Genomic DNA, 4,384 nt, shown 5'->3' with positions numbered 1-4,384 from the left:
GGTCTTGACGAGGTTCCTGGCCTTGAGGATGGGCTCGCGGGTGGCGGTATGGGAGGCTGCAGATTCTGTCATGGTCATGACTTAACCTTTCGGATCCACTGGTCGATAGACACAGCAACAATGATCAGGATGCCTACGGCGAGGGTCTGGTACAGGACGTCCAGGCCGGCGAGCGAGAGGCCGTTTCGGAAAACTCCGACGATCAGCGCTCCGAGCAGTGAACCCCAGATGGAGCCGCGGCCGCCGAAGAGGCTTGTTCCGCCGATCACGACGGCGGTGATGGAGTCCAGGTTCAGATCGACCCCGGCGTTTGGGCTGGCGGCGTTGGTGCGGCCGATCTGGATCCAAGCGCCGGCGGCAAGAACTGCTCCTGCGGCAAGGTAGACGCTCATGAGGACGCGGCTGACCGGAATACCGGCGAGGCGGGCCGCCTCCTTGTCATCGCCCACGGCGTAGACGTGTCGGCCCCAGGCCGTCTTGCCCAGGATGAAGGCGACAACGGCGTAGAGCAGGAGCATCATGACGACGCCTGTGGAGATGCGGACCGGCCCGACCGGGAACGTGGTTCCCAGCCAGGTGAGGACACCTGGCATCGCGGATCCGCGGACCGTGCTGCCCCCTGAATAGAGCAGCGTCAGGGCGACGAAAATGTTCAGCGTTCCGAGGGTGACGATGAACGGTGGGAGTCGGAATCTTGTGACCAGGAAGCCGTTGAGCGCGCCGGCGGCAAGACCGACAGCGAGACCTGCAATGAGTGCCAGCGGCCCGGGAATACCGTTGCTGACCGCGAGCTGGGCGATCACCATCGAGGACAGGATCATGACCGCGCCGACGGAGAGGTCGATGCCGGCGGTCAGGATGATGAGGGTCTGAGCGATGGCCAGGGTGCCCACCACCGCTACCTGCTGCGTGATCAGGGAGAGGTTCTCTACCCGCAGGAAGCGGTCATTGAGGAGGCCGAAGACCACCACTGCGATCAGCAGGACAATGGCGGGGCTGAGGGCCGGGTAGCGGTGGAGAATGTTGCGGATTCTGCTGAGAGTGGTCTGGCGGTCGAGGAATTCCTCGGCCAAATCAGCATGCCCGGTGCTCGGCGGGCCGGCGGTCTGTTGCTGGGTCACTTGAATTACTCCTGAACGTCCATGTTCTGTTACTGGTGTTGTGCTGCGCGCTGCGGGGAGACGCCTTGGCACGTCCCCCCGCGACGGGAGGGGTTACTTGCCCCAGCAGATCTGAGATGCGGCCGTGGTGTCGATGCTGTCCAGCCCGGCAACTGCCTTGTCAGTGACCAGGGCGGAGCCGGTGTTGAAGAAGTCCAGGCCCGCTGAGACCGAGGGCTTCTTGCCCGACGTGGCCAGGTCTTGGATGGCTTTGACGCCGAGCTGGGCCATCTTGACGGGGTATTGCTGGGCGGTGGCGCCGATGATTCCGGACTTGACGTTGTTCACGCCGGTGCAGCCTCCGTCGATGGAGACGACCAGCACGCCTTTTTCTTTGCCCGCAGCCTTCAGTGCCTCATAGGCGCCCGCAGCGGCCGGTTCGTTGATGGTGTAGACGACGTTGATGTTGGGGTTCTTGGACAGCAGGGTTTCCATCGCGGTCCGGCCGCCGTCCTCGGCGCCCTGTGAGGCCTGGCTGCCGACGATCTCGTAGTCCCCGCCTTTACCGCCGGTGTACTTGCCGGTCTTGGCCTCGTCACCGTTCTTCGTCTTGTCGGCGGTGTCAATGCCCATTCCGGTCAGGAATCCCTGGTCGCGGTTGTAGTCAACCGAAACGACCTTGTCGCTGAACAGGTCAACCAAGGCAATAGTGGCCTTCTTGCCATCCAGCTGCGCCGCGGTCCACTGCCCGATCTGTTTGCCGGCCGCGAAGTTGTCGGTCGCGAAGGTGATGTCCACTGCGCTGGCCGGGTCCGGCGGGGTGTCCAAAGCGATCACGTACAAGCCTGCGTCGCGGGCCTTCTTGATCGCGTCGACAACGGCGGGCCCGTTCGGCGTGATGAGGATGCCCTTGTCGCCCTTGGAGATGGCATTCTCAATCGCCTGGATCTGGGTGTCTTCGTCGCCGTCGGACTTGCCGGCAGCCAGCTTCAGATCAATATTTCCCCCCTCGGCTGCTTTTTTCGCGCCGTCTTCCATTGCTACGAAGTAGGGGTTGGACGTGGTCTTTACGATCAGCGAAACGCCGATCTTTGCGTCAGTGGCGCCTCCGCTGGCAGACGTCCCGGTGGAACTGCCGCCACAGGCAGTAAGACTGAGCGCTCCCAAAGTTAGGACTGCTGCTGCAGACAAGAGGCGGGTGGTTGTCGAACGAGGCGCTGTGGAACTCAACATTGAATCTCCTGGTGTTTGAGGCCCTCACTGGCCTCGACAACGATGTCATGTACGATGTAAGCAGCATCACACCGGAGAGTCAATAGATGCAACTTAGAAGGAGCGATTTTTTGACAACGATGTCCGATCGTAGCCAGGCGGCCCTTTCCGCCAATCGTCCGACGATGCGCCATGTGGCGGCCCTTGCCGGCGTCRGAATTAAGACCGTCTCCCGGGTGATCAATGACGAACCCGGTGTGTCGGAGGCCACCCGGGAAAAGGTGCTCAGCGCTTCCCGGCAACTTAACTACCAGCTGGACATGGCGGCCGGCAGTCTTCGCCGCGCGGGCAGGAGAACGCTCTCTGTCGGGCTGCTGCTGCCGAGCGTCTCTAATCCATTCAGCAGCGAGATCAACCGGGCCATTGAAGATGCGCTGGGGGCGAGGGGAATAGCGGTTTTTGCGGCGAGTCTCGATGACGACCCCCGGCGGGAGCAGGCCATTGTTACGGCGTTTCTTGGCCGGCGTGTCGACGGGCTCATCCTCACACCAATCGCCCGAAGCCAGGCGTCCGTAATCCCGGAGCATTCCCGCGATCTGCCCTTGGTCTTCATCGACCGTGAACCGGTAGGACTGGAAGCAGACGCCGTCGTGACCGACAACGCCGCCGGCGCCGCAAAGGCGGCCGCCCACCTGATCAGCCACGGCCACACCAGGCTCGCCTATCTGGGGGACCGCACAGACATCCAGACCGCGCGGGAACGCCGTCGCGGGTTCATGGAGGAGATCGGGCGGCAAGGCATTCCCACCTCAACGGTTCCCGTACGCGAAAATCTCCACGACGAGGAATCGGCAAGGCTGGCTACGCTGGAGCTTCTCACTGCTGCGGAACCGCCGACGGCCATATTCTCCAGTCAGAACCTGGTCACGTTCGGCGCCATGCGTGCTCTGAGAGAGCTCGGGCTTAGCAATCGCGTCGCCCTGATCGGGTTTGATGACTTCACGCTTGCCGACATGATGGATCCCGGCGTGACGGTCATCGCCCAGCACCCCGAGCGAATCGGGAAGCTGGCAGCGGAACGGCTGCTGGCCAGGATTGATGGCGACCCGGAGCCTGCGCATACCTATGTTGTCCCGTCCGAGCTGATACAAAGAGGCACCGGAGAGCTACGCCCACCGGCCTGACGCCGGGAAAACTTTCGAACAGCCCGTTGCGCACCCATATCTGAAAGGGATCATGATGACCAAAACCCTGTACGCCGAGTTCACCGTCAAACCGGGCAGCGAAGCCCGTGTCGCGGAGATGATGCTCGAGCTGACCCAGCACGTCCGCCAGGAAGAGGGCAACGAGCTCTTCCTTCCCTATACGCGGGAAGAAAATCCCCGGGAGTACTTTGTCTTCGAGGTCTACCGTGACGAAGCCGCATTCCAGGAACACATCCGCGCCGACTACGGCGCCAGATTCAATGAGGAACTGGCCCGCCACATCGAAGGCGATGGCTCGGAGCTGACCTGGCTCCTACCGGTGGAATAGCCGGCGGCCACGACCCCCCGGCACCCATTCATATGACGGCGTCCGGGTTCCCCTGAAGGGAATCGATGGACCCCACGTACCGAAAAGCACCCTTTCAATCCGTCCGTTGGAGGGCGAATGCCGGCTGCCCCGCCTACGCGTACCCCTGCCTAAGTAGAGGGACTGCGCTCTCATCCATAGGCCGGTCAGAATCGTTGACTTGTCTGCTGTACATAACTTAGTGTCCATCGCACTGACAACGTTGTCTATCGTAGGCACGCGCAACGAAGGGCGAAACAAGCAGATGATAAGAACGACCACCCGCAGGACGCATGCCGTTTCTGCACTAACACTCGCAGGACTGACGCTGGCAGCGGCCATGGCGGGTTCCCCCTCAGCGTCGGCCGCGACAGCGCTCGGTGATGAACCCTACCGCCCGGCCATTCACTACACGCCCGCAAAAAACTGGATGAACGACCCGAACGGTCTTGTTTTTTACAAGGGTGTCTATCACATGTACTACCAGCACAATCCCTCGGGCAACACCCGAGGGATTGTGC

Annotated in this window: 4 protein-coding genes and 1 pseudogene; 3 read left to right on the top strand and 2 right to left on the bottom strand. The window is 62.0% G+C overall.

The features are described from left to right. Positions 1–74: 74 nt before the first annotated feature. Together AB4Y86_RS13015 and AB4Y86_RS13010 are read right to left on the bottom strand one after the other, a co-directional pair. On the bottom strand, positions 75–1,121 hold the full coding sequence (locus AB4Y86_RS13015; RefSeq protein WP_441402636.1) for an ABC transporter permease: 1,047 nt from the start codon (positions 1,119–1,121) through the stop codon (positions 75–77). Positions 1,122–1,214: 93 nt separating this feature from the next. Continuing rightward, complete coding sequence (locus AB4Y86_RS13010) at positions 1,215–2,333, bottom strand: substrate-binding domain-containing protein (RefSeq protein WP_441402635.1); 1,119 nt, start codon at positions 2,331–2,333, stop codon at positions 1,215–1,217. A 164-nt stretch (positions 2,334–2,497) separates the two neighbouring features. Between AB4Y86_RS13010 and AB4Y86_RS13005 the strand changes: the two genes are divergently transcribed. The 3 genes and pseudogenes from AB4Y86_RS13005 to AB4Y86_RS12995 all read left to right on the top strand — a co-directional run. Further along, positions 2,498–3,496, top strand: a complete 999-nt coding sequence (locus AB4Y86_RS13005; RefSeq protein WP_441402638.1) for a LacI family DNA-binding transcriptional regulator — start codon at positions 2,498–2,500, stop codon at positions 3,494–3,496. 55 nt (positions 3,497–3,551) lie between these two features. Next, positions 3,552–3,845 carry a putative quinol monooxygenase gene (locus tag AB4Y86_RS13000; RefSeq protein WP_441402637.1) on the top strand — a complete coding sequence of 98 codons (294 nt, stop codon included), beginning with the start codon at positions 3,552–3,554 and terminating at the stop codon, positions 3,843–3,845. A 220-nt stretch (positions 3,846–4,065) separates the two neighbouring features. Further along, positions 4,066–4,384: pseudogene (locus AB4Y86_RS12995) on the top strand (hypothetical protein); the annotation flags it as partial.

It is taken from the genome of Arthrobacter sp. 2YAF22_2, assembly GCF_052114645.1.
In the GTDB taxonomy this organism is placed as follows: domain Bacteria; phylum Actinomycetota; class Actinomycetes; order Actinomycetales; family Micrococcaceae; genus Arthrobacter.
This window is presented reverse-complemented; position numbering and strand designations above follow the sequence as displayed.

Excerpts from the sequence above, each read along its gene's own strand:
- AB4Y86_RS13010 (WP_441402635.1), bottom strand. The coding sequence starts at position 2,333 with ATGTTGAGTTCCACAGCGCCTCGTTCGACAACCACCCGCCTCTTGTCT.
- AB4Y86_RS13000 (WP_441402637.1), top strand. The coding sequence starts at position 3,552 with ATGACCAAAACCCTGTACGCCGAGTTCACCGTCAAACCGGGCAGCGAA.